Origin of the sequence: Micromonospora sp. DT81.3 (assembly GCF_049847225.1) — a bacterium.
In the GTDB taxonomy this organism is placed as follows: Bacteria; Actinomycetota; Actinomycetes; order Actinomycetales; family Microbacteriaceae; genus Microbacterium.
On sequence record NZ_JBNCNY010000002.1, the window covers coordinates 605361 to 627918 of the forward strand.

Here is a 22558-nt window from a genome sequence, read left to right on the forward strand (position 1 = left end):
CGTCCGGCGCCGGCCGCCGCGCTCAGTGCGGCGGGGGGACGTCCACGACCGGCGTGCCGTGGGTGTGGAACGTCTCGATCGTCTTCATGCCCCAGGCCTGGCCCTTCTTGCGCTCCTCCTGGCTCCACTCGACCACCGGCTGATCGGGGTCGAGCAGCAGGCGCGCGCCGGCGTTGGCGAACTCGATGCGGTTGCCGCCCGGTTCGTAGACGTAGAGGAAGAACGTCTGGTTGATCGCGTGCTTGTGCGGGCCCGACTCGATGTGGATGCCGTTCTCGAGGAAGATGTCGGCGGCCTTCAGGATGTCCTCGCGGGTGTCGGGGGCGAACGCGACGTGGTGGAGACGGTTGCCGTGCTTGGTCCAGTCGTCCGAGTACACGACGTCGTAGGACTTGAGGCTGAAGTGGAACCACCACGCGGCGAAGCGGCCGTCGTCGTTGCGGATGCGCTCGCTCTCGCGGCCCCCGAGAGCCTCCTGGACGAACCGGCCGTTGGCCTCCACGTCCTTGGCGAGGTAGTTGATGTGATCGAGCCTGCGCGCGTTGACGCCGCGGCCCGGAAACGCGGACGCCTGGTTCTTGAGCGCCGGCTTGTCGTCGGTCGCGACATAGCGCTGCGTCTCGTAGTAGATGCCCATCGAGTGCCCGTCCGGGTCGCGAAACATGTACGTCGGCCCGGTGCCGACTTCGCCGTCCACCCACCCCTCGCCGAGTCCGGTCGCCTCGATCGCCGCCACGCGCCGATCGAGCGCCTCGGCGCTGGTCGTCCGAAAGGTCGTGCGACCGACGCCCGCAGCATCCGACGCCGTCAGCTTGATCGTGTAGAGCTCATACTCGTCCCAGGTGCGCAAGAACACCGACCCCTCGCTTTCGGCGACCACCCGCATCGCGAGCAGGTCCCGGAAGAACCACAGGCTCTTCTCGAAATCCGGGGTGAGCAGCTCCACGCTGCCGATGTGCGCGGTGTCGAACGACGTGAAGTCCGTCATGACGTCCTCTCTGACATGCGGTGTTGCCGGTGCCGGCTACAGGCGGGGCCGCGCGAACACGACCCCGTCGAAGATCTTGCGAGCGGTGCGGAGGGCGGCCGAGCGGGTAACGGTCCAGCCGTCGCCTGATGTCGCCACCGCGACATCCACGTCGAAATGGCCGGTCGGGTGCTCGAGCACGAACGGCGAGCCCCCCGAGGGAAGATCGGCGACGTCGTGGCCGACGCTTTCCTCCACGAGTACGCCGGCCGCGACCGTCAGCGCGCCGAGCACCCCGATGGACGTGTGCACCCGCACGGGCAGGAAGCTGCGCGTCGAAATCGTCCCATCCCGAGAGGGCTGCGAAACCAGCACCACCTTCGGCACGGTCGTCTCGGAGACATCGCCCATGCCCATCAGCCGGGCGGCGGCCCGGCGGATCGAGGCGAGCCGCGCGTTGAGTTCGGCATCCGCTTCCAGCTCCTCGGGCAACTCCACGCCCGTCGCACCGACGTCGTCGGCGCGCACGAGCACGCTCGGCATCCCGTTGTCGACGCATGTCACGCGCACCCCGTCGACCTCGTCGGCGACGCTTCCCGTGGGGAACAGCGCGCCCGTCGAGGACCCCGCCGTCCCCTCGAAGTCCAGGGTGATCGCCGCCGCCGTGCCCGGGACGCCGTCGATCGCCAGGTCGCCGTCGTAGTGCACGCGCCCGCCGGGGGTCGCGAAGGCGGCCGTGGCGACCGATCCCGTGTTGAGCATGCGGATGCGCACGCTGGTGCGGTCGCCCTGCGCCTCGACGAGGCCGCGCTCGAGGGCGAAGGGCCCGATTCCCGCGAGGATGTTGCCGCAGTTCTGCTTGTCGGTGACGAACGCCTCGTCGACCCCGACCTGCAGGAAGAGGTAGTCGACGTCCGTGTCGCCCGTCGCCGACCGCGAGACCACCGCGACCTTGCTGGTGAGGGGGTGTGCGCCCCCCAGTCCGTCGATCTGACGGGGGTCGGGCGTCCCCATGATGCGCATCAGGAGGTCATCGCGCTCGGCTTCGTCGCGCGGCAGGTCATCCGCGAGGAAGTAGGCGCCCTTGGAGGTGCCGCCGCGCATGAGAAGACACGGGATGCCGTCAGCTTCGGCCACTCTGCGCCTCGTATTCCGTCTGCGTCATGTACTGCACACCGAGGTCGCGGAGCACCGAGCGGAGGTCGTTGCGGTCGAGACTCAGCTCCCCGCGCTCGTAGGCGGCCCGCGATGCGGCCTCCTTCTGCACACGCGCGTCGGCCGCGGCGAGCGCCTCACCGGCCGATTCCCGAGCAACGCAGAGCACCCCGTCATCGTCGGCGACGATCACATCTCCTGGCCGCACCGTCGCACCCCCGACGACGATGGGCACGTTCACCGCTCCCGGCGTCGCCTTCACCGTTCCCTGCGCATTCACCGCCCCGGACCAGACCGGGAATCCCACCGCCCGCAGGTCCGCGACATCCCGCACACCGCCGGTCGTGACGAACCCCCGCACGCCTCGATAGCGCAGCGCCGTCGCGAACAGCTCGCCGAACGAGCCGTCGAGGGAGGGCGAGGTGGTGGTGACGACCAGGATGTCGCCTGTGCGGCACTGCTCGACCGCGGCGTGGATCATGAGGTTGTCGCCGGGCCAGCAGAGCGCCGTCACAGCCGAGCCGGCGATGCGCGCGCCGTCCTGGCGAGGGTGCAGCGTCGCGCCCGCCAGTCCGACTCGGCCGAGCGCCTCATGCACCGTGGCGACGCCGTGCGCACCGAGCGCGTCGATCGTGGCGGCATCCGCCCTCTCGATGTCGGTGACGACCACGTTCCTCATCGCGAACCTCCGGCGCGGCCCGCCCGAACCAGTGCCCCGTTCGCGTGAGCACCGCTCACTTCAGCACGATTCACTGCAGCACGTCCGTGACCTGGGGGTAGTAGCGCATGTAGGCCTCGCCCATCGTGTCGTGCGGCAGCCCCAGGTTGGGTCCGGCGTTGCGCTTGACCTGCACCCCCCGCCGGATCGCGAGGTCGGTGTAGTACGACCACATGTGCTTCTGGGCCGGCATGCACTCCATCGCCGCGCGCTTCTGCGGGAACGCGGCAGTGATATCGAGCAGGAGGTTCGGTTTGAACTCGCTCTGCTCGCTCTGGTGGGGTTCGAAGAAGAACACGGGTGGGGCGCCGATGATCTCGTCCTTCGCCGGGTAGGTGCCGTCCGAGTTCGCCACGCCGATGGCCTGCGCGAGCACACGAGCCTCGAGCGCCATCCTCGCCGCAGCCGGGTGATCGCCGTTGTAGGGATCGAGCAGCGGGTGGGTCAGCACGACCGTCGGCTGCGCGCGACGATACACGTCGATGAGGCGCTCGAGCGTCTGCTGGGACTCGCGCAGCGGGTAGTCCCCGGCATCCAGGAACTCGATCTCCGCCCCGAGTGCGGCGGCCGCGGCCGCGGCCTCATCCCGGCGGATCGTCTTGATCTCCTCGAGCGACCTGCCCTCCAGCCATTGGCTGGCCGATTCGCCGCGCTCTCCATAGGAGAGGCACACGACCACGGCGCGCTCCCCGCGCATCGTCGCGGACGCGATGGCGCCGCCCGCGCGCCACACGAAGTCGCCGGCGTGCGCACTCACGACGAGCAGGCTCGGCGTGGTCTCTGCCATGGGGGCTCCGATCTGCGCGGCGATCAGCGTGCGCGGAGATGCACCGAACGCCGGAACGTCCGCCCCGCGAGCAAAGCGAACCACACCCTGGTGCGCTGGTCAAGATTCTGTCTACAATCTTGGCGACGAAGTGCAACGGATGCCGGGGATTTCTCCGCGCGACGACACAGCCTGACGAGAGACGAGGGAGTCTTCATGTCGAACGTCGCAGCCGCCGCCGCAAGGACGCCGGAACCGGCCGGAGACGGCGCCGGTGCAGGAGAGTCGCTTCAGGCCGCCATCGACCGGGTCGGCTCTCCGGTGAGCCTGCTGCGCGATGCGCAGGCCCGGCCGACGGTCTTCCCCGTCGCACCCGAGTTCAGCAACTGGCGTTCGGAGCAGCACGCGTGGCGGGAGTCGTGCGCGCTGCTGGACCAGTCGCATCACATGACCGATCTGTTCCTCCGAGGGCCGGAGGCCGCTCAGCTCCTCGAGCGCCTCGCGGTGAACAGCTTCGCGAACTTCCCCGTCGACCGCGCCAAGCAGTTCGTCGCCGTCAACGACGACGGTCACCTGATCGGCGACGCGATCCTCACCCACATCGACGACGACTACTACGTTCTCGTCGGCCACCAGATGGTGATCGACTGGACGCAGTTCCACGCCGAGACCGGCGACTGGGACGTCGAGGTGACGCGCGACGGCAACTCCATCGTGCGGGCGGGCGCGCCCGCGCTGTTCCGCTACGAGCTGCAGGGGCCGACGGCGCTGCCGATCATGGAGCGCCTGATCGGCGGCGAAGTGCCGCGCATCGGCTTCTTCCACATGGCGCGCTTCACGATCGCGGGACTGCAGGTGCGCGGCATCCGGCACGGCATGGCCGGGCAGCCCGGTTTCGAGCTCTTCGGCGCCTGGGGAGACGCCGACCGGGTGCTCGAGGCCATCCTCGAGGCCGGCTCGGGGCACGGCCTCGTGCGAGTGGGGGCGAAGGGGTACTCGACGGCCAACCTCGAGTCCGGATGGGTCCCCTCGCCCCTGCCCGCGATCTTCTCGGGGGACAGCACGGCGGACTACCGCCGGTGGCTGCCCGCCACGAGCGCCGGCTCGCTCGGGGGCAGCTTCGCATCGGAGCGCATCGAGGACTACTACCTCACGCCGTGGGACCTCGACTACGGCCGCACGATCTCGTTCGACCACGACTTCGTGGGCCGGGATGCGCTCCAGCGCGTCGCGGAGGGACCGCACCGCCGCAAGGTGACTCTGGAATGGAACGCCGACGACGTGCGCGGGGTCTGGGGCTCGCTGCTCGAGGACGGGCTGGCGGCGAAGTACATGGATCTGCCGAAATCGCGCTACGCGCTGTACCAGGTGGACCGGGTGCGGGTCGGCGATACGATCGTCGGCCAGTCGTTCGACTGCGGCTACATCGCGAACGAGCAGGCCTACGTGTCGCTCGCGACGCTCGACGCCGCGCACGCCGATGTCGGCGCCGAGGTGACGGTGACATGGGGCGAGGAGCCGAACTCGCACAAGCCGCAGGTCGAGCCACACCGCCAGGTGGAGGTGCGGGCGACCGTCGCACCGTGGCCCTACGTGCGCGAGGCGCGCGAGCACTACCGAACGTCCTGAAGATCACTCGCCCGACCACGCAACCGCAACAGAAGGAAGTCAGACATGCCGGAGAACCTGCAGCAGCTGCTGGATGAGAGGGGCGACACCGTCCGGATGCTGCGCGACTCGCAGCTCGGAACGTACATCTACCCCGTGGTGCCGGCGGAGTTCACGAACTGGCGGCGCGAGCAGAAGGCCTGGCGCGAGACGGCGGTGCTCTATGACCAGTCGCATCACATGGTCAACTTCTTCATCTCGGGCCCGGACGCTCTGAAGCTCGTCTCCGATACTGGGATCAACAGCTTCGCCAACTTCCCGGTCGACACGGCGAAGCAGTTCGTGCCGACGGCGTCGAACGGCGGTGTGATCGGCGACGGCATCCTCTTCCATGAGGCGGAGCACGACTTGGTCTACGTCGGGCGGGCGCCGGCGGCGAACTGGCTGCAGTTCCACGCCGAGACGGGCGGCTACGACGTGGAGGTGCGCTACGACGACCGGTCCCCGTCGAGGCCCTACGGCGCCGCAGTGACACGCGAATACTACCGCTTCCAGATCCAGGGCCCCAACGCGTGGCAGATCATCGAGCGCTTCGCCGGCCGAGCGGTAGAGCAGGTGAAGTTCTTCCATATGGGCCACCTGCAGGTCGGCGGCGTGGAGGTGCGCACGCTGCGCCACGGCATGGCGGGCGCGCCCGGGCTGGAGATCTGGGGACCGTACGAGGACCACGGCCGCATCCGCGACGCCGTGCTCGACGCCGGTGCGGAGTTCGGCATCGAGCCCTGCGGGTCGCGGGCGTACTCGTCCAACACCCTGGAGTCCGGGTGGATCCCCTCGCCGCTGCCGGCGATCTACTCGAGCGAGCCGGAGCGCGCCTACCGCGAATGGCTGCCCGCCGACAGCTATGAGGCCATCAATGCCCTGGCCGGATCGTTCGTCTCGGAGAACATCGAGGACTACTACCTGAACCCGTGGGAGCTCGGCTACGGCTCATTCGTGAAGTTCGACCACGACTTCATCGGCCGCCAGGCGCTGGAGGGGATCGACCGCGATGCCCAGCGCAAGAAGGTCACGCTCGCCTGGAACGACGAGGACCTCGCGAAGATCCTCGCCTCCCCGATCGATCGCAGCGGGCCGGGATACCAGTTCTTCGACCTGCCGAACGCGAACTACGGATCATCGAACTACGACTCGGTGATCGACGCCGACGGCGACATCGTGGGCCTCTCGCTGTTCACCGGCATCACCGCGAACGAGCGGCGCGGCCTTTCGCTGGCGACCGTGGATCCTGATGTGCCGATCGGCACGGAGGTGCGCGTCATCTGGGGCGAGCCCGACGGCGGATCGAGGAAGACCACGGTCGAGCCGCACGAGCAGATCGCCGTGCGAGCCGTCGTCAGCCCAGCCCCCTACGCCGAAACGGTGCGGACGGAGTATCACGGCGGCTGGCGCTCGACCAAGGCCTGAGCCCCTCGCCCACCCCGTGCGAAGGGACGCAGCACGTCGGTTCGCTGGCTCCTGAGCCGCAGATTGCGTCCCTTCGCGGATCAGGGGGTTCGGCGCTCGGAGTTGATGCGCTCGAGCCAGGCGAGAGTCGCCTTCGTCATGTCGGCGGGCCGGCCGAGCTGCTCCAGGCTCGCGAGGGCGTCGCGCATCTCGTGCTCACGGCGCGCCGAGTGACGGTAGGTGCCGTCGACCAGGCGATCCACGACGGCGTGGCCGTCGGGACCGAGTTCGCCGGCGATCTGGTCGCGCAGCCAGTCCTCGGCTCCCAGGGCGCTGGCCGCGCCCACGCCCTCGAGGACGAGCGCGGCGAGCCCCTTCATGAAGATGCTCCGCAGCAGCCGGAGCCGGGCGGCCTCGCCGGGCCCGCCCTCGACCACGGTGACCGGGACTCCGAAGGGGCCGACCCTCTTCGCGAACGCTGGGGCGCCGGTTCCGCTGGCCAGCAGCTCGGTGCGTATCCCCGCGCGCGGCACGGGTGCGAGCACCGCGACATCCGCCATGGGTACGCCGTGCCGGTCGGCCACTTCGGCGATCTCGACCTCCACCTCCGGCGACACGGTGTTGAGGTCCGCATAGACGGCGCCCTCCGACGCGAACGGCAGCGCATCCACCGCGGCGGTGAGCGCGGCCGTGCCGCCCACCAGGCTCAGCACGACATCCGCGCCGCGAACGGCGTCCTTCAGGGTCTCGACCTGACCCAGCCCCGGGTCATCGACCCGGTGGAACGGGTCGTGGCTGCGCACGTCGGCGCCCGCGGAGCGCAGACCTCGCGCGTACACCCGGCCGGCCTCGCCGAGGCCGAGGATCGCGATCGTGCTCATGGCGTCCCTCACCCTAGCCGCCCTCGCCGGGTGTCCGGAGCAACGGCATCCCCGACTCGGCGAAGTACTCGAGCGATCGGACCGAGGTGGTCATCAGCGGCAGGCCCGGCCGCTCCCCGCCGGGCAGATAGACCTCCTCGAGCGCCCGCGTGATGCCGGCCGCGGCGACCGTCAGCAATTCGATCGCGGCCTGCGGAGACGTGTCGTCGTTGGGGACGACGACACCCATCGCGGCGTACACGACCCCGTGCGGCCCGAGCACCGGCACCGCGATCCCCCGCGACTCCGGATGGATGTGTCCATCGGTCACCGCGAAGCCGTCGGCCCGGACGCGCCGCAGCCGGGGCCTCAGCTCGGCTTCACCCCGGATGGTGTTCGATGTCGGCAGCGGCCACCCGGCGGCGACGACCTCGTCGATGACATGCTCGCCGGCATGGGCCAGCAGCACGAGCCCGCTCGAGCTGATCGGCAGCGGGATGCGGCCCCCGATGAGCGTCGCGTTCACCACGGCGTCGCGGGTCGACATCCGCTCGATGAACAGCACGTCGGTGCCCGCAAGCACGCCCAGCTGGGTGTGCTGACGGATGCGGGCGTGCACCGCGCCGAGCCACGGCCGCGCGAGTTCGCGGAGCCCCAGAGCGCCGGGCGTGCGGGAGGCGAACTCCCAGAGGCGCACCCCGAGGCGGTACGAGCGATCCGGCATCCGCTCGAGCATGCCCTCGCGCTCCAGCTCGGCCACGAGCCGGTGCGTGGTCGACGGGGCGAGCCCCGCGGCATCCGCGATCTCGGCCAGCGTCAGGAAGGGACGCAGCGGCTCGAAGGACTCCAGCACGCGCAGGTGCTTGTGCAGCACCGATTCGCCGGCAGACCCACGCGCCATCGCTTCCTCCGCGCTCTACCCTACGCGGTGATTCCGTTCAATGGAATGTTCGGAGCCGCCACGCGCGGCCGGGTCTAGCGTGGGGCTCGATCACCGCCGATCCACCTGGCAAGGGAGCCTCGTGACACCGCACGCCATTCCCGCAGCGCCCCCCGTGGCCGCGCCCGCGGCCCGCCGGACGCTGGTCGTGGTCGGACGCCGGACGGTCGCGGAGGGGGTCGTGGAACTCGCCCTCGCGCGGCCGGACGGGTCCCGGCTGCCGGACTGGGCACCCGGCGCGCACATCGACGTGGTGCTGCCGGACGGCAGAACCCGGCAGTACTCGCTGTGCGGCGATCGCTGGGATGCTGCGACCTACCGCATCGCGGTGCAGCGCGAGCTCGACGGCCGCGGCGGCTCCGCGTTCCTGCACGACCACGCCGCCGAGGGTTTCGCGCTGGGCTTCGGCGGTCCTCGCAACAACTTCCGGCTGGCACCGGCCGCCGACCACCTCTTCATCGCCGGCGGGATCGGCATCACGCCGCTGCTGCCGATGATCCGCCAGGCGGAGCTGCTCGACCTCCCGTGGCGACTTCTGTACCTCGGCAGGTCGCGCGCCCGGCTGGCCTACCTCGATGAGCTCGCTTCCCACGGCGAGCGGGTGACGGTGCACTGCGCCGACGAGATCGGACGGGCCGACCTGGAAGCATGGCGACCGACCGACTCCCGCGTGCGCGTGTACGCGTGCGGGCCGACCCGGCTGCTGGATGCGGTGCAGGCATGGCCGGCGCCGCCCGGCGGCTTTCCGGCCAAGGTGGAGCGGTTCACCGCGGCCTCGACCGACGGCTCGCACGTGGCCCGCGCATTCGAGGTGGTGGCCGCACGCTCGCGCTCGACGGTCACGGTGGCTCCCGACGAGACGGTCGTCGCCGCGCTCGCCCGTGCGGGCGTGGACGTCATCACGTCCTGCGCCCAGGGGGTCTGCGGCACCTGCGAGACCGAGGTGCTGGACGGCCGCCCCGACCATCGGGATTCGCTGCTCGACGACGCCGAGCGGGCGGCATCCCTCTGCATGTTCCCCTGCGTCTCGCGCAGCCTCGGCCCGCGTCTCGTGCTCGATGTCTGACGCGCTTCTCGAAAGGTCCGCCTGATGGCCGTCGCCCTCTCCCCCACACCGGTCAGCTCGATCGACCCGTTCTCGACCGAGTTCCTCGCCGACCCACTGCCGTTCCACGAGCGGCTGCGGGAGCTCGGCCCCGTCGTCTCCCTCGACGCCTACGGCGTATATGCGGTCGCCCGATACGCGGAGGTGCACCGCTGCCTCACCGACTGGCAGGCGCTGCAGTCCGGCGCCGGCGTGGGGCTCAGCAACTTCACCACGGAGAAGCCGTGGCGACCGCCCAGCCTGCTGCTGGAGGCCGATCCGCCCCGGCACGACGCTCCCCGCGCGGTGCTCTCGCAGCTGCTGTCCCAGCGGCGGCTCCGGCGGCTGGAGGAGGAGTGGAAGGCGGATGCCGCGCAGCTCGTCGACGAGCTGCTCGGCCGCGGCACGGAGTTCGACGCCGTCACGGACCTCGCCGAGGTGCTCCCCCTGCGCGTCTTCCCGGACGCCGTCGGGATCGGCCCGACCGGCCGTGAGCACCTGCTGCCGTACGGCGACTTCGCGTTCAACGCCTTCGGTCCGCAGAACGAACTGGTGACGGTTCCGGCGGCCACCATCGGGCCGACCGTCGAATGGATCAACACGCAGTGCCTGCGCGAGAACCTGACCGACGACGGCTTCGGCGCGCAGATCTGGGCCGCGGCCGACCGCGGGGAGATCACGCCGCAGCAGGCGCCGCTGATCGTGCGCTCGATGCTCACCGCGGGGGTGGACACCACCGTCACCGGCATCGCGGCGGTCGTGCACGCGATCGCCGCGAATCCGGACCAGTGGGAGCGCCTGCGGGCCGATCGATCGCTTCTGCCGCGGGCGTTCGAGGAGGCCGTGCGCCTCGAATCGCCCGTGCAGACCTTCTTCCGCACCACCACCGTCGAGACCGTCGTCTCCGGAACGCCGATCCCGCCGGGCGAGAAGGTGCTGATGTTCCTGGGCGCGGCCAACCGCGACCCGCGGAGATGGGCGGACCCCGACCGCTTCGACCTCTCGCGCGATCCCTCGGGGCACGTGGCCTTCGGGATGGGGCTGCATCAGTGCGTCGGGCAGCACATCGCGCGCCTCGAGGCGACGGCCGTGCTCGGGGCGCTGCTGGACCGCGTCTCGGCGATCGAGCTCTCCGGAACGCCCGCGCGGCATCTCAACAACACCCTGCGGGGCTGGGAGCACATGCCGGTACGGGTCACCCCGACGGCGGGGTGAGACACGGTTGCATAAAGATCGCGGCGCTCACGCCAAAATCGTTGACAATCCGGCTGGGGGTCCGTACCGTCCCATCACAGGGAGGCGCGCGCATCCACCCGAGGGCACGCGCGCTCTCACGGTCGACAGCAGCGAGGCGACGACGGGGAAAGGGAGGCGATGGCCGCTCGACTCACCCTGGAGCACGTGAACCTCCGCTTCGGCGGCGTCAAGGTGCTCGAAGACGTCGGCTTCGAGGTGCAGCCGGGCGAGGTCTTCGGGCTGGTCGGACCCAACGGCGCCGGCAAGACCTCGCTCTTCAACTGCATCAGCGGCCACTACCGCCCGTCATCCGGTTCGATTCGCATCGACGAGCAGGAGGTGCTCGCCAAGGCCCCGTGGCGCCTCTCCCGGCTCGGGCTCGCCCGCACCTTCCAGCACCCCGCGCTGCAGCTGCACGCCACGGTGCTCGAGAACGTGATGCTCGGCGCGCACCCGCGGCTGCGCGGGGGGCCGGTCTCGTGGTCGCTGCGCGTGCCCCCGACGGGGAAGGACGAGCGCAGCCTGCGCGCCGACGCGCTCGAGCTGCTCGATCGATTCGGGCTCGGCTGGGCCGCGATGCGCACCCCGGACGAGATGTCGCACGGGCTGCACAAGGGCATCGAGCTGTGCCGGGCGATGCTGCTTCAGCCGCGGCTGCTGCTGCTCGACGAGCCGGCCGCGGGCCTCCCCCACTCGGAGGTCGACGGCTTCATCGACCAGGTGCGCCGCATGCGCTCCGATTTCGACATCACCATCGTCATCGTCGAGCACCACATGGGGCTGATCTCGGCGCTCACCGACCGCGTGGTGGTGCTCGACCACGGCCGCAAGCTCATGGAGGGGACGGCATCGCAGGCGCAGGCGGACGCCCGGGTCATCGAGGCGTACATCGGGAAGGACGCGGCGGATGACGCTGCTTGAGCTCACCGATGTGACGGCCTTCTACGGACCGGTGCAGGTGCTCGACACGGTGTCGCTCAGCGTTCCGGACGGCGGAGCCGTCGGCATCCTGGGTGCAAACGGAGCCGGCAAGACCACGACGCTTCGCGCCATCAGCGGTTCGGTCCGCTCCGGTGGGCGCATCACCTTCGACGGGAAGAGCCTCCGGGGCCTGCGGCCGGAGCAGGTCGCGGCGCGGGGCATCGCGCACGTGCCGGAGGGGCGGGGCACACTGGGTCAGCTCACCGTGCGGGAGAATCTTCGCGTCGGCGCGTACCGCCGCAAGGACAAGGGCGTCGCTGCCGACGTCGACTACTGCCTCGACCTCTTCCCGCAGCTGAAGGAGCGCATCACCTCCACGGCATCCACCCTCTCCGGCGGCGAGCAGCAGATGCTCGCCATCGCCCGTGCCTTCATGGCGAAGCCCCGGCTGCTCATGCTCGACGAGGCATCACTCGGCCTGGCCCCCAGCACGGGCAAGTCGGTGTACGAGGCGATCCGGCGGCTGCGGCTGGACTCGGGCATCGCGATGCTCGTGGTCGAGCAGAACGCCAACCTCGCGTTCACCCTCGTCGACACCGCCACCGTGCTCGAGACCGGGCGCAACGCGCTCACCGGAACCTCGGCCGAGCTCAAGGGCATGGACGAGATCCGTCGCGCCTACCTGGGAGGCTGAGCGTGGACACCTTCATCCAGCTCGTCGTCGACGGTCTCTCCACCGGCTCGATCTATGCGGCGCTCGCGCTGGCGATCGTGCTCGTGAACCAGTCCACCGGGCTGATCAACTTCGCTCAGGGCGGGATGGCCGTGCTGTCGGCGTACATCGCCTTCGCCTTCACCCAGCTGGGCGCCCCGGTGCTTCTCGCCATCGTGATCGCCGTGGTCATCTCCTTCGTCTACGGAGGGCTGATCGAGCGCTTCCTCATCCGGAGGTTCGAGGGCGGCGACCCCGACACGGCCGTTGTGGTGACGATCGGGCTGCTGACCCTCATCACCGGAATCTGCGGCTGGGTCTGGGGATTCAACAACCGGCAGTTCCCCTCGCTCTTCCCCCTCGACACGGTGAACATCCTGGGAGCGGTGGTGAGCGTCCGCTCGCTCGGCACGTTTCTGGCCATCGTGGCGATCATGATCGTGATGCAGCTGCTGTTCCGGGGCACCAAGCTCGGCCTGGCGCTGCGGGCCGTTGCCGTGAACCCGAACTCGGCGGCTCTCTCCGGGCTCCCGGTCGGCCGGCTGCTGATGGTCGGCTGGGGCCTGGCCGCCGCGCTCGGGGCGGTCGCCGGCTCACTCGTCGCCCCCCAGCTGACCCTCACGCCCGGGATGCTCGACAGCGCGCTCGTGTATGCCCTCGCGGCCGTCATCATCGGCGGTCTGAACAGCCCGGCCGGTGCCGTCGTCGCCGCGTGGGCCATCGGCATCCTCGAGAATCTCGCCGCGGTCTACGTGCCCTTCATCGGCTACGACCTGAAGATCGCCGTGCCCTTCATCCTCGTGTTCGTCGTGCTCTTCCTGCGCCCCCAGGGACTCTTCGGCCGGAAAGTCGTGGTGCGCGTCTGATGTCCACGCTGACCGATCGGCTGCGCAACCCCTGGGTCGTGGGGGCACTCGTCGTCCTGGTCGCCGCCCTGCTGGTGGCGGCGCCGCTCATGCTCCCGGTCTTCGCCAACCAGACGCTCGTGCGCATCGGGGTCTACGCCGTCGCGGTGCTGGGGCTGAACATCGTCATGGGCTACACGGGCCAGGTGTCGCTCGGGCAGATCTTCTTCGTCGGCCTCGGGGCGTACGTCACCGCATACGGGGTCAACGCCGGCTGGAACATCACGATCGTCTTCGTGCTCGCGTGCCTGGTCCCCGGCGTCGCCGGCCTCATCGTGGCCCTCGCCGCTGCGCGCCTCGGCGGTCTCGCCATCGCGATGGTCACGATCGCCCTGCCGATCGTCGGCCTGCCCCTGGCCAAGCGGCTCGACGAGTTCACCGGAGGATCACAGGGCACATCGGCCCGCTTCTCGGGCGCTCCCGACTGGAGCGGCCTCGATGACGACCAGTGGCAGTACTACATCGTGCTCGCGATCACCGTCGTCGCGTTCCTTCTGGCCCGCAACCTCGTGCGCGGCAAGTTCGGACGCGCGATGGCCATCGTGCGCGACAACGAGGCGGTCGCGACCTCGATGGGCATCTCCCCATATCGCTACAAGGTGCTCGCGTTCACCATCGCGTCGCTGTTCGGCGGCGCCAGCGGCTTCCTCTACATGGTGGCCGTGCAGTACACCTCACCCGAGACCATGAGCTTCGCCCACTCGATCAGCCTCGTCGCCGCGATGGTGATCGGCGGCGCCGCCAGCATCGCCGGATCCCTGATCGGCGGCGCGTACTACGTGCTCGCCCCGCAGCTCACCAACAGCATCGACGCGAGCCTCACCCTCGTCCTGCAGGGGATCATCCTCCTCGCGGTGCTCTTCCTCCTGCCAGGCGGTCTCGTCTCGCTCCCGCGAACGCTGCGCCGGCTCACCCGGCGACGCGGAGGAGGCTCGGGCTCGCCGCCGGCCAGCCGCTCGGGACCGATCCCGCAGACCGCTCCCGTGCCCGCGGCCCCGGCCGGTCCCGTGCGGAAGACACCCGAAAACCCTGAACCGTACGACACAGAGAGGCAAGGTTGATCATGAACATCAGCAAGCGGAGGCGGGGTGTCATCGGATGCGTCGCCCTGGCATCCGTCCTCGCCCTCGCCGTGAGCGGCTGCGCCCGCGGCGGCGACACCGACGGGGGAGGTGGCGACAGCGGCGACGGTGCCGCAGAAGCCAGCCCCGGCATCACCGACACGAGCATCACGCTCGGCATCACGAGCCCCCTCTCCGGTCCCACAGCCGGCCCCGGAAACTGCACGGTCGACGGGGCCAAGGCGTACTTCGGCGAGAAGAACGCCGATGGGGGGATCGAGTTCGGCGACGGCAAGACCCGTACCGTCGAGATCAAGGCGTACGACGACACGTACGACCCCCAGAAGGCGCTGGCCAACTTCCAGCAGATGGTGTCCGACGGCGTCTTCGCCGCCGGCATCGGGCTCGGCACCCCCACCAACCGCGCGTGGCGCGAGGCGGCGATCGACGAGGGCGTCCCGCAGGTGCTGGTGATGACGGGCGACCCGCTGTTCAGCGACCGCAACGAGAGCCCCATGCAGCTCGGTCTCGTCCCGATCTACCAGCAGGAGGGTGCGGCGTTCGGTGAACTCCTCGCGTCATCCGGGGAGGATCACAAGGTCGCGATCCTGTCGCAGAACGACGACTACGGCGACGGCTACGTCGAGGGCTTCAAGGATGCGATCGACGGGGCCGACAACATCGAGGTCGTGAGCGAGCTGACCTACGAGGCCACCGACACGAGCGTCGACGCGCAGCTGACCGAGCTCGCGGCCAGCGGCGCCGACGTCTTCTTCAACGCGATGTCGATCACACCGCTGGTGATCTCCTCGCTGCAGAAGGCGCAGCAGGTCGGCTGGCTGCCCAGCTGGTTCCTGCCGTCGAACACGTCGAGCCCAGTAGCCATCCTCGAACCAGGTGGCGGCTCGGCCTTCCCGGGGATCTACTCCGTGGCGTTCTCGCAGTCCGCGGCGAGCCCGCCGTTCCAGGAGAGCGAAGAGGGCAAGGCGTTCCTCGCGGCGATCGACGAGTACACCGACCAGGACGGCGTCCCCGCCTTCCCGCACTGCGTCTGGAGCTGGATCGCGGCGGCGACGCTCGAGCAGGCCTTCGCGGCCATGGAGGAGCCGACCCGGGACAGCTTCATGGAGGCGCTCATGAGCATCCAGGGCTACGAGGCGCCGTTCATGCTCGAAGGGTCGGTCATCGACACGACGGTCGACGGCAAGCCGGCCGTGTCCGACGTGCAGGTGCAGAAGTACAACGGCAAGGGGTACGCGACGGCGGAGCAGTTCGGATAAGCGGCGTCCGGCCAGAGGGAGCGGCTCGGCCGATCGGCCGGGCCGCTCTTCTGTTCTGGGAGCCGGCTCAGTCCAAGCCGCGCAGCACGCCCACGATGCCCTCGAGGTGCGAGCGGGTCGCCGCCTCGGCGGCATCCGGATCGCGCGCGAGCAGAGCGTCGATGATGGCGATGTGCTCCGGGGCGGACTGCGCCGCCCGACCGGGGTGGAACGCGAGCCGGAACTGGTGCCTGGCGGACTGCGCACGCAGCCGCTCGAGCAGCCGGGTGGCCGTGGCGTGCCGGCTGAGGTCCCGGATGCGGCGATCCATCTCCTGATTGAGCCGCGAGTACTCCACGAGGTTGCCCGCCGCCACCGCGCCGGCGATCTCCTCGCGCAGCCTCCGCAGCTCCTCGGCATCCGCGTCGGTGAGGTTCTCGGCCGCCTTGCGGGCGCAAAGCGTCTCGAGGCCGATGCGCACCTCGACGATCTCGACCGCTTCGTCGATGCTGATGGCGCGGACCCGCGCTCCCCGGTTCGGCAGGCGCTCCACGAGTCCCTCGCTGGCGAGATTCAGCAGGGCGGTGCGCACAGCGGCGCGGGAGGCGTCGTAGCGCTCGCTGATGTCCGCTTCGATGAGCCGCTGATGAGGGGCGAACTCGCCGCCGAGGATCGCGTCCCGGATCTGCTGGGTGAGGTCCGCACGGGCCGGCTCATCACCCGATTCGACCACCGCGGCATCCGACATGGCAGCTCTGTGACCTCTCGTGATGACATCCCGGAGCGCATGTGCGCCCTGTCTCAAGAGAGTAGTGGCCGCGCGCGCAGGATTGCAGACGAAATGCGCGCAGATCTTGTCGGCAATCTTGCGCTCCGCGACCGGCGAGCGCACGCTAGATGCGGGCGTCGCACCCGAGCACGCCGTCAGAGAGGTGGATCGATCGATGTCGGACACAGTCACGCAAGCGCCTGTTCGAACCGGGCTGTACATCGGGGGCGAGGAGCGCCACACGCAGGACACACTGGAGATTCCCGACCCCGCCAGACCTGGCGTCGTCGTCGGCCACGCGGCATCCGCGTCACCGAGAGATGTCGAGGATGCCGTCGCCGCCGCCAAGGCGGCCTTCCCTGCATGGTCGGCTCTGAGCGCGCAGGAGCGCGCCGCCAAGATGGCGGAGGCGATCGCCGGGATCGCCGATGATCGCGACGAGGACGCCGCCATCCTGTCGCAGGAGAACGGCAAGGTCCGCCTCGAGGGCTGGATCGATGCCCTGGTGTTCGACATCCGCTGGCAGCTCGCGCTCATGCTGGCCGACGAGGTCGACACCGGCAAGGTGCTCGAGCCTGCCCCCGGCATCCCGGTGCGCACCGAGGTCGCCTACCAGCCCCTCGGCGTGGTTACGGTGATCGTGCCGTTCAACTGGCCGATCGCGATCCTCGGCGCGTCGCTGCCGCACGCCCTTCTCGCCGGCAACACGGCGATCGTCAAGCCGCCGCCGTCGGCGCCCCTCGCCACCACCCGCGTGGTGCAGCGCGTCGCCGAGAAGCTTCCGCCCGGCGTGCTGAACGTCGTGACGGGCAAGGACGAGAACATGACCGGGCTCATCCAGAACACTGACATCGCGAAGGTGTGCTTCACGGGCAGCGTCAACGGCGGCAAGCGCATCATGGAGATGGCGTCGAAGACGCTCACCCGCGTCACGCTCGAGCTGGGTGGCAACGACGCGGCGGTCTTCCTCGACGACGCGATCCTCGACGACACGCATCTGGACCGGCTGTTCGCGGCGGTCTACGACACGACGGGCCAGATCTGCATGAACGCCAAGCGCGTGTTCGTGCACCGCTCGCGGCTCGACGAACTCGTGGCGGGGCTCACCGCGCGGCTCGAGCGGGCGAAGCTCGGGCACGGCCTCGACGCGGAGACCACCATGGGCCCCTTGCACTCGCCCGCGCAGAAGGCGTTCGTCGAGGAGATCATCCAGGAGGCGAAGGATGCGGGAGCCGACGTCCGCGAGTTCGGCGAGCTGCCGGCCGGCGACCTCGCCGGCGGCAACTTCCTGCGGCCCGCGATCGTCGTGGACCCGGACCCTGCGCTCCGCGTCGTGACGCAGGAGCAGTTCGGGCCGGTCATCCCGATCCTCCCGTTCGACTCCGAGGAGGAAGCGGTGCGTCTCGCGAACGACACGTGGGGCGGGCTCTGCGGGTCCGTCTGGACCGCCGACCCCGGTTCCGCGTCGCGCGTGGGATCGCAGCTCGTGTGCGGCTACGTGTGGGTCAACGACCACGGAGCGACCCGGCTGGACCTCCGCGCCCCGTTCGGCGGCATGAAGCAGTCGGGTATCGGGCGCGAGCAGGGCATCGAGGGCATCCGGGCGTTCCAGGACACGCGCTCCATCGCGACGATCGACCCCGAGGCGCTGGCGGCCATGGCGCACTGATCCGGTCGCGTGTGCGGAGATGCCCGGTCCCCCTCGAGGACCGGGCATCTCCACGTTCTGTCAACAAGAGTTGACATCGGCGCAAGGCGTCAACTAACGTTGACACCCGGATGTCTCGAGCGAGGCACCCGGGAAGGAGCCCCGCGTGAGCGGCGACGACATCCGCACCCTGATCGGGGCGGCCCCGGAGGACGCTCCGATCGCGGAACTGCACCGCCTCGCCGCCGTCCGGCGGGAGCTGGCCCAGGCCGAAGAGGTTCAGATTCGTCGCGCGCGCCTCCAGGGCTACTCCTGGCAGGCCATCGCCGCGGCGCTGGGCGTGACCCGGCAGGCCGTCCACAAGAAGTACGGTCGAAGATGACCCCCGAACAACCCCGAGGTGCAACCGTGTCCGTCGACGCCCCCGCCAAGCCCGAAGCAACGCCGCGCCGCCGCGGCCGCAAAGCGCCGGAGGGGCCACGCGCCACCTTCCGGCAGCTGCTGCCGTTCCTCTTCGAGCACAAGCGCGTGCTCGTGGTCATCGGCGTGCTGAGCGTGCTGGGCGCGATCGCGACCCTCGCGCAGCCGCTCGTCGTCGGCATGGTGATCGATCGGGTGCAGCGCGAGCAGGCCCTCGGTTCGCTGGTGGCCGTCCTGATAGCCCTGGTCATCGCGTCGTCACTGCTCTCCGGCTACCAGCACTACCTGCTGCAGCGCACGGGCACGGCCGTCGTCTACTCCTCCCGGCGCAAGCTCATCGCCCGCATCCTGCACCTTCCGATCAGCGAATTCGATGCGCGCCGCACCGGGGATCTCGTGTCGCGCGTCGGGACCGACACGACGCTCCTCTACGCCGTTCTGACCCAGGGGCTCGCGGACTCGGTCGGGAACGCGCTCATCCTGGTCGGCGCCCTCATCGCGATGGCGATCATCGACCCCGTGCTGCTCGGGCTGATCATCGTCGTCATCGGCGTTTCCGTCGCCGTGGTCTCGCTGCTGAGCGGCCGCATCCGCACGGCCTCGACCGAGCAGCAGGAGAAGGTGGGCGAGCTCGCGTCGGGCGTCGAACGGGCCGTCGGATCGATCCGCACGGTGCGCGCCGCCGGTGCGACGGACCGCGAGGTCGCGTCGGTCAGCGGGCTCGCGACCCAGGCCTACGACGTCGGGGTGCGCATCGCCAAGGTGTCGGCCCTCGTCGTGCCCATCGCCGGCGTGGCGCTGCAGCTCTCCCTGCTGGTCGTGCTGGGCGTCGGCGGGTTCCGCGTCGCGTCGGGTGCCATCACGATCGCCGCTCTCGTGACCTTCATCATGTTCCTGTTCATGCTGATCGCGCCGCTCGGGTCGACCTTCGGTGCGATCACCTCCGTGAACCAGGCGCTGGGTGCGCTCGGCCGCATCCAGGAGATGCTCGATCTGCCCACCGAGACCGAAGGAGATGCGGTGTCGGTCTCGCGCCTTCGCCGGGGTGAAGGACCGGATGCGGATCAGGCGCCTTCCGCGAGTGAGTTGTCGGATGCCGCGGCGCCGGCGATCGCGTTCCGCGACGTGCGCTTCCGCTACCCGGAGGCGGTGGTGGCCGCCCGCGAGGCGGCGGCCGCAGAGGCTCGCACCGTCCTCGAGCAGGTTCATCTCGACCGCGCCGTCGAGGAGGTGGACGGCGAATCGAACTTCACCGATCGGGACGTGCTGCGCGGGGTGTCCTTCGAAGTCCCGCGGGGCACCCGGGTCGCGCTCGTCGGGCCGAGCGGTGCCGGCAAGAGCACGATCCTGTCCCTCATCGAGCGGTTCTACGACCCGACCGGCGGGCAGGTGCTGCTCGGCGGCCGCGACATCCGCTCTCTGGATCGCGAAGAGCTGCGTGCGCAGTTCGGCTACGTCGAACAGGATGCCCCGACTCTGGCCGGGACGATCGGCGACAACCTGCGGCTGGGGTCACCGGATGCGACCGACTTCGAGTGCGAGCGCGTGCTGCACGCGGTGAACCTCACCGAGGTGCTCGAGCGCAATCCCCTCGGGCTCGACGCTCCGGTCGGCGAGGCCGGCGTGATGCTCTCGGGCGGAGAGCGCCAGCGCCTCGCCATCGCCCGGGCCCTGCTCGCCGCTCCCCCGATCCTGCTGCTCGACGAGTCGACCTCGTCGCTGGATGGCGTCAACGAGCAGCGGATGCGCGACGCCATCGACGCCGTCGCCGCAGGGCGGACGCTGATCGTGATCGCCCACCGCCTCTCGACCGTCGTGGACAGCGACCGCATCGTCGTGCTCGACCGCGGCCGGGTGGTCGGCCAGGGAACGCACTCGGAGCTGGTGGAGTCGACGCCGCTCTACCGCGACCTCGCGAGGCACCAGCTGCTGGTCTGACGCGCGCGCCAACCCGACGGTCGCGAAAGGACGCGATCTGCTGCTGCGCCTCCCGCGCTGCAGCAGGTTGCGTCCCCTCGGCATGGCCGGGCGAGGCACCAGGTGCTGGTGCAGCCGGAGCCTTCGGAGCGCGAAAGGACGCGATCTGCTGCTGAGCCGGAGGCGAAGCAGCAGATTGCGTCCCCTCGGCAGGGCCGGGCGAGGAGTCAGTGCTGCGCGGCCTTGAGGCGGTAGCGGAGCGCCGAGAGCTCAGACTGCAGCGCCGCGGGGACCCGACCGCCGAAGGAGTCGTAGAACTCCTGGGTCAGGTCGGCCTCGTGCAGCCACGACTCGGGGTCGACGGCGAACAGCTCGTCGAGGTCCTCCTGCGGCACCTCGATGCCGTCCAGGTTGAGGTCCTCGGGCTTCGGCAGCCGGCCGATGGGGCTGTCGATCGTGCCCACCTCGCCCTTGATGCGGCGGATGATCCAGTCGACCACGCGGGCGTTGTCGCCGAACCCGGGCCACAGGAACCGGCCGTCCGATCCCTTGCGGAACCAATTGACCTGGAAGATGCGAGGCGCACGATCGAACCGCAGACCGCCGCCGACCTTCAGCCAGTGCCCGAAGTAGTCCGCCATGTTGTAGCCGCAGAAGGGCAGCATCGCGAACGGGTCGCGGCGCAGTTCGCCGACGAGACCCTCGGCGGCTGCCGTGCGCTCCGACGAGATGGTCGAGCCGAGGAAGACGCCGTGCGTCCAGTCGGTCGCCTCGACCACGAGAGGCACGTTGGTCGCCCGGCGTCCGCCGAAGAGGATCACGTCGAGGGGAACGCCCTGCGGCGCATCCCAGTCCGCCGCGATCTGCGGGCACTGGACCGCCCCCACCGTGAAGCGGGAGTTCGGGTGCGCGGCGGGGCGGTCCTGGTCGGGCGTCCACGGGTTGCCCTCCCAGTCGGTCAGGTGTGAGGGGGCCTCGTCGGTGAGTCCCTCCCACCAGACGTCGCCGTCGGGCCGGAGCGCGACGTTCGTGAAGATCGTGTTGCCCCAGAGGGTCTCGACCGCAGTGACGTTCGTCGACTCCCCCGTGCCCGGAGCGACGCCGAAGAAGCCGGCTTCCGGGTTGATCGCCCACAGGCGACCGTCCTCGCCCGGGCGGATCCAGGCGATGTCGTCGCCGAGCGTCTCGACTCGCCAGCCGGGGATCGTCGGGCGCAGCATCGCGAGGTTCGTCTTGCCGCACGCCGAGGGGAACGCGGCCGCCACGTGGTAGGCCCTGCCCTGGGGGTCGATGACCCGGATGAGCAGCATGTGCTCGGCGAGCCAGCCCTCGTCGCGGCCGATCACCGAGGCTATGCGCAGGGCGAAGCACTTCTTCGCGAGGATGGCGTTGCCGCCGTACCCGGAGCCGAACGACCACACCTCGAGCGAGTCGGGGTAGTGCACGATGTACTTCTCGTCGTTGCACGGCCACGCGACATCCGCCTCGCCCTCCGCCAGCGGCGCGCCAACCGAGTGGACCGTCTTGACCCACGGCCGGCCATCCGCGATGAGCTTCGTGACCTCATCGCCGACGCGGGTCATGATGCCGATGGAGGTCACCGCGTACGCGCTGTCGGTGACCTGCACGCCGATGTGCGAGAGGGGGCCGCCGACGGGGCCCAACGAGAACGGAACGACGTACATCGTGCGCCCGCGCATGCTGCCGTCGAAGATGGAGGTCATCGTGGCGCGCATCTCGGCGGGGTCGGCCCAGTTGTTCGTGGGACCGGCGTCCTCCTCGCGCTCGGAGGCGATGTAGGTGCGCCCCTCCGTGCGAGCCACGTCGCTCGGGTGGGAGCGGGCGAGGTAGGAGCCGGGACGCCACTCGGGGTTGAGCTTGATCAGCTTGTCCTCGTCGACGAGCTGACGAAGGAGCGCGTCGTTCTCGGCGCGGCTGCCATCGATCCAGTGGATGTTCGCGGGCTGGGTCAGCGCGGCGATCTCATCGACCCAGGCGACGAGATCGTCCATCCCCCTGCCGACGAAGCCGGGCCGCCGGCCGTACACGCGCGCCGCCGGAACGGGGGCCGGACTGGGACGCCGGGCCGTGAAGGTTTCCGCGAGTGCCATTGTCGCTCCTCTGAGTAGTGAGACTGAATTCGTAGAACAAGGGGTCTGCATCCAT

Annotated in this window: 20 protein-coding genes; 12 read left to right on the plus strand and 8 right to left on the minus strand. The window is 70.0% G+C overall.

What is annotated here, in order from left to right; all coding sequences use genetic code 11:
- Positions 1 to 22: 22 nt before the first annotated feature.
- The 4 genes from ACPW96_RS07055 to ACPW96_RS07070 all read right to left on the minus strand — a co-directional run bounded on the left by ACPW96_RS07055 (position 23) and on the right by ACPW96_RS07070 (position 3627).
- Positions 23 to 988: a VOC family protein gene (locus ACPW96_RS07055; RefSeq protein WP_425882475.1), complete on the minus strand. Its 966-nt coding sequence runs from the start codon at positions 986 to 988 to the stop codon at positions 23 to 25.
- A gap of 36 nt (positions 989 to 1024) precedes the next feature.
- Positions 1025 to 2104: a 4-oxalomesaconate tautomerase gene (locus ACPW96_RS07060; RefSeq protein ID WP_425882476.1), complete on the minus strand. Its 1080-nt coding sequence runs from the start codon at positions 2102 to 2104 to the stop codon at positions 1025 to 1027.
- Complete coding sequence (locus ACPW96_RS07065) at positions 2091 to 2801, minus strand: 4-carboxy-4-hydroxy-2-oxoadipate aldolase/oxaloacetate decarboxylase (RefSeq protein WP_425816975.1); 711 nt, start codon at positions 2799 to 2801, stop codon at positions 2091 to 2093. Before ACPW96_RS07065 ends, ACPW96_RS07060 begins: the two co-directional genes overlap by 14 nt.
- A 70-nt stretch (positions 2802 to 2871) precedes the next feature.
- On the minus strand, positions 2872 to 3627 hold the full coding sequence (locus ACPW96_RS07070; RefSeq protein ID WP_425882477.1) for a PIG-L deacetylase family protein: 756 nt from the start codon (positions 3625 to 3627) through the stop codon (positions 2872 to 2874).
- Between the two features lie 195 nt (positions 3628 to 3822).
- Between ACPW96_RS07070 and ACPW96_RS07075 the strand changes: the two genes are divergently transcribed.
- Together ACPW96_RS07075 and ligM are read left to right on the plus strand one after the other, a co-directional pair.
- A complete protein-coding gene (locus ACPW96_RS07075) occupies positions 3823 to 5235 on the plus strand; it encodes an aminomethyl transferase family protein (RefSeq protein WP_425882478.1) in 1413 nt (470 codons plus the stop codon).
- Positions 5236 to 5280: 45 nt separating this feature from the next.
- Positions 5281 to 6681 (plus strand): vanillate/3-O-methylgallate O-demethylase, encoded by a 1401-nt coding sequence (gene ligM, locus ACPW96_RS07080; protein WP_425816969.1) that lies wholly within the window; start codon positions 5281 to 5283, stop codon positions 6679 to 6681.
- A gap of 80 nt (positions 6682 to 6761) precedes the next feature.
- Here the strand turns inward: ligM and ACPW96_RS07085 are convergent, their stop codons facing one another.
- Positions 6762 to 7541, minus strand: a complete 780-nt coding sequence (locus tag ACPW96_RS07085; protein WP_425882479.1) for a DUF1932 domain-containing protein — start codon at positions 7539 to 7541, stop codon at positions 6762 to 6764.
- 13 nt (positions 7542 to 7554) lie between these two features.
- Positions 7555 to 8421 (minus strand): IclR family transcriptional regulator, encoded by an 867-nt coding sequence (locus ACPW96_RS07090; protein WP_425882480.1) that lies wholly within the window; start codon positions 8419 to 8421, stop codon positions 7555 to 7557.
- 121 nt (positions 8422 to 8542) lie between these two features.
- Between ACPW96_RS07090 and ACPW96_RS07095 the strand changes: the two genes are divergently transcribed.
- The 7 genes from ACPW96_RS07095 to ACPW96_RS07125 all read left to right on the plus strand — a co-directional run bounded on the left by ACPW96_RS07095 (position 8543) and on the right by ACPW96_RS07125 (position 15659).
- Positions 8543 to 9526: a PDR/VanB family oxidoreductase gene (locus ACPW96_RS07095; protein ID WP_425882481.1), complete on the plus strand. Its 984-nt coding sequence runs from the start codon at positions 8543 to 8545 to the stop codon at positions 9524 to 9526.
- A gap of 24 nt (positions 9527 to 9550) precedes the next feature.
- A complete protein-coding gene (locus ACPW96_RS07100; RefSeq protein WP_425882482.1) occupies positions 9551 to 10759 on the plus strand; it encodes a cytochrome P450 in 1209 nt (402 codons plus the stop codon).
- Positions 10760 to 10918: 159 nt separating this feature from the next.
- Positions 10919 to 11701: an ABC transporter ATP-binding protein gene (locus ACPW96_RS07105; protein ID WP_425882483.1), complete on the plus strand. Its 783-nt coding sequence runs from the start codon at positions 10919 to 10921 to the stop codon at positions 11699 to 11701.
- Positions 11688 to 12395 (plus strand): ABC transporter ATP-binding protein, encoded by a 708-nt coding sequence (locus ACPW96_RS07110; protein ID WP_425816957.1) that lies wholly within the window; start codon positions 11688 to 11690, stop codon positions 12393 to 12395. Before ACPW96_RS07105 ends, ACPW96_RS07110 begins: the two co-directional genes overlap by 14 nt.
- A gap of 2 nt (positions 12396 to 12397) precedes the next feature.
- Positions 12398 to 13279, plus strand: coding sequence for a branched-chain amino acid ABC transporter permease (locus ACPW96_RS07115; RefSeq protein ID WP_425882484.1), 882 nt, complete (start codon positions 12398 to 12400; stop codon positions 13277 to 13279).
- Positions 13279 to 14379, plus strand: a complete 1101-nt coding sequence (locus tag ACPW96_RS07120) for a branched-chain amino acid ABC transporter permease (RefSeq protein WP_425882485.1) — start codon at positions 13279 to 13281, stop codon at positions 14377 to 14379. The genes ACPW96_RS07115 and ACPW96_RS07120 overlap by 1 nt, the downstream gene beginning before the upstream one ends.
- A gap of 2 nt (positions 14380 to 14381) precedes the next feature.
- Positions 14382 to 15659 (plus strand): ABC transporter substrate-binding protein, encoded by a 1278-nt coding sequence (locus ACPW96_RS07125; RefSeq protein WP_425882486.1) that lies wholly within the window; start codon positions 14382 to 14384, stop codon positions 15657 to 15659.
- Positions 15660 to 15726: 67 nt separating this feature from the next.
- Here the strand turns inward: ACPW96_RS07125 and ACPW96_RS07130 are convergent, their stop codons facing one another.
- Complete coding sequence (locus ACPW96_RS07130) at positions 15727 to 16386, minus strand: GntR family transcriptional regulator (RefSeq protein ID WP_425816949.1); 660 nt, start codon at positions 16384 to 16386, stop codon at positions 15727 to 15729.
- A gap of 196 nt (positions 16387 to 16582) precedes the next feature.
- Between ACPW96_RS07130 and ACPW96_RS07135 the strand changes: the two genes are divergently transcribed.
- The 3 genes from ACPW96_RS07135 (at position 16583) to ACPW96_RS07145 (ending at position 20413) form a co-directional block, all read left to right on the plus strand.
- On the plus strand, positions 16583 to 18076 hold the full coding sequence (locus ACPW96_RS07135) for an aldehyde dehydrogenase family protein (protein ID WP_425816947.1): 1494 nt from the start codon (positions 16583 to 16585) through the stop codon (positions 18074 to 18076).
- 145 nt (positions 18077 to 18221) lie between these two features.
- Positions 18222 to 18437 carry a hypothetical protein gene (locus ACPW96_RS07140; protein WP_425882487.1) on the plus strand — a complete coding sequence of 72 codons (216 nt, stop codon included), beginning with the start codon at positions 18222 to 18224 and terminating at the stop codon, positions 18435 to 18437.
- 26 nt (positions 18438 to 18463) lie between these two features.
- Entirely contained in the window at positions 18464 to 20413 is a 1950-nt protein-coding gene (locus ACPW96_RS07145; RefSeq protein ID WP_425882488.1) for an ABC transporter ATP-binding protein, read from the plus strand.
- A gap of 206 nt (positions 20414 to 20619) precedes the next feature.
- Here ACPW96_RS07145 and ACPW96_RS07150 read toward each other — a convergent pair whose 3' ends face one another.
- Positions 20620 to 22404 (minus strand): phosphoenolpyruvate carboxykinase (GTP), encoded by a 1785-nt coding sequence (locus ACPW96_RS07150; protein ID WP_425882601.1) that lies wholly within the window; start codon positions 22402 to 22404, stop codon positions 20620 to 20622.
- Positions 22405 to 22558 lie beyond the last annotated feature (154 nt).

What these genes read in the sequence shown, in the direction of transcription:
- ACPW96_RS07055 (WP_425882475.1), bottom strand. Translation starts at nt 988, where the DNA reads ATGACGGACTTCACGTCGTTCGACACCGCGCACATCGGCAGCGTGGAG.
- ACPW96_RS07065 (WP_425816975.1), bottom strand. Translation starts at nt 2,801, where the DNA reads ATGAGGAACGTGGTCGTCACCGACATCGAGAGGGCGGATGCCGCCACG.
- ACPW96_RS07070 (WP_425882477.1), bottom strand. Translation starts at nt 3,627, where the DNA reads ATGGCAGAGACCACGCCGAGCCTGCTCGTCGTGAGTGCGCACGCCGGC.
- ACPW96_RS07075 (WP_425882478.1), top strand. Translation starts at nt 3,823, where the DNA reads ATGTCGAACGTCGCAGCCGCCGCCGCAAGGACGCCGGAACCGGCCGGA.
- ligM (WP_425816969.1), top strand. Translation starts at nt 5,281, where the DNA reads ATGCCGGAGAACCTGCAGCAGCTGCTGGATGAGAGGGGCGACACCGTC.
- ACPW96_RS07085 (WP_425882479.1), bottom strand. Translation starts at nt 7,541, where the DNA reads ATGAGCACGATCGCGATCCTCGGCCTCGGCGAGGCCGGCCGGGTGTAC.
- ACPW96_RS07090 (WP_425882480.1), bottom strand. Translation starts at nt 8,421, where the DNA reads ATGGCGCGTGGGTCTGCCGGCGAATCGGTGCTGCACAAGCACCTGCGC.
- ACPW96_RS07100 (WP_425882482.1), top strand. Translation starts at nt 9,551, where the DNA reads ATGGCCGTCGCCCTCTCCCCCACACCGGTCAGCTCGATCGACCCGTTC.
- ACPW96_RS07105 (WP_425882483.1), top strand. Translation starts at nt 10,919, where the DNA reads ATGGCCGCTCGACTCACCCTGGAGCACGTGAACCTCCGCTTCGGCGGC.
- ACPW96_RS07110 (WP_425816957.1), top strand. Translation starts at nt 11,688, where the DNA reads ATGACGCTGCTTGAGCTCACCGATGTGACGGCCTTCTACGGACCGGTG.
- ACPW96_RS07120 (WP_425882485.1), top strand. Translation starts at nt 13,279, where the DNA reads ATGTCCACGCTGACCGATCGGCTGCGCAACCCCTGGGTCGTGGGGGCA.
- ACPW96_RS07125 (WP_425882486.1), top strand. Translation starts at nt 14,382, where the DNA reads ATGAACATCAGCAAGCGGAGGCGGGGTGTCATCGGATGCGTCGCCCTG.
- ACPW96_RS07130 (WP_425816949.1), bottom strand. Translation starts at nt 16,386, where the DNA reads ATGTCGGATGCCGCGGTGGTCGAATCGGGTGATGAGCCGGCCCGTGCG.
- ACPW96_RS07135 (WP_425816947.1), top strand. Translation starts at nt 16,583, where the DNA reads ATGTCGGACACAGTCACGCAAGCGCCTGTTCGAACCGGGCTGTACATC.
- ACPW96_RS07150 (WP_425882601.1), bottom strand. Translation starts at nt 22,404, where the DNA reads ATGGACGATCTCGTCGCCTGGGTCGATGAGATCGCCGCGCTGACCCAG.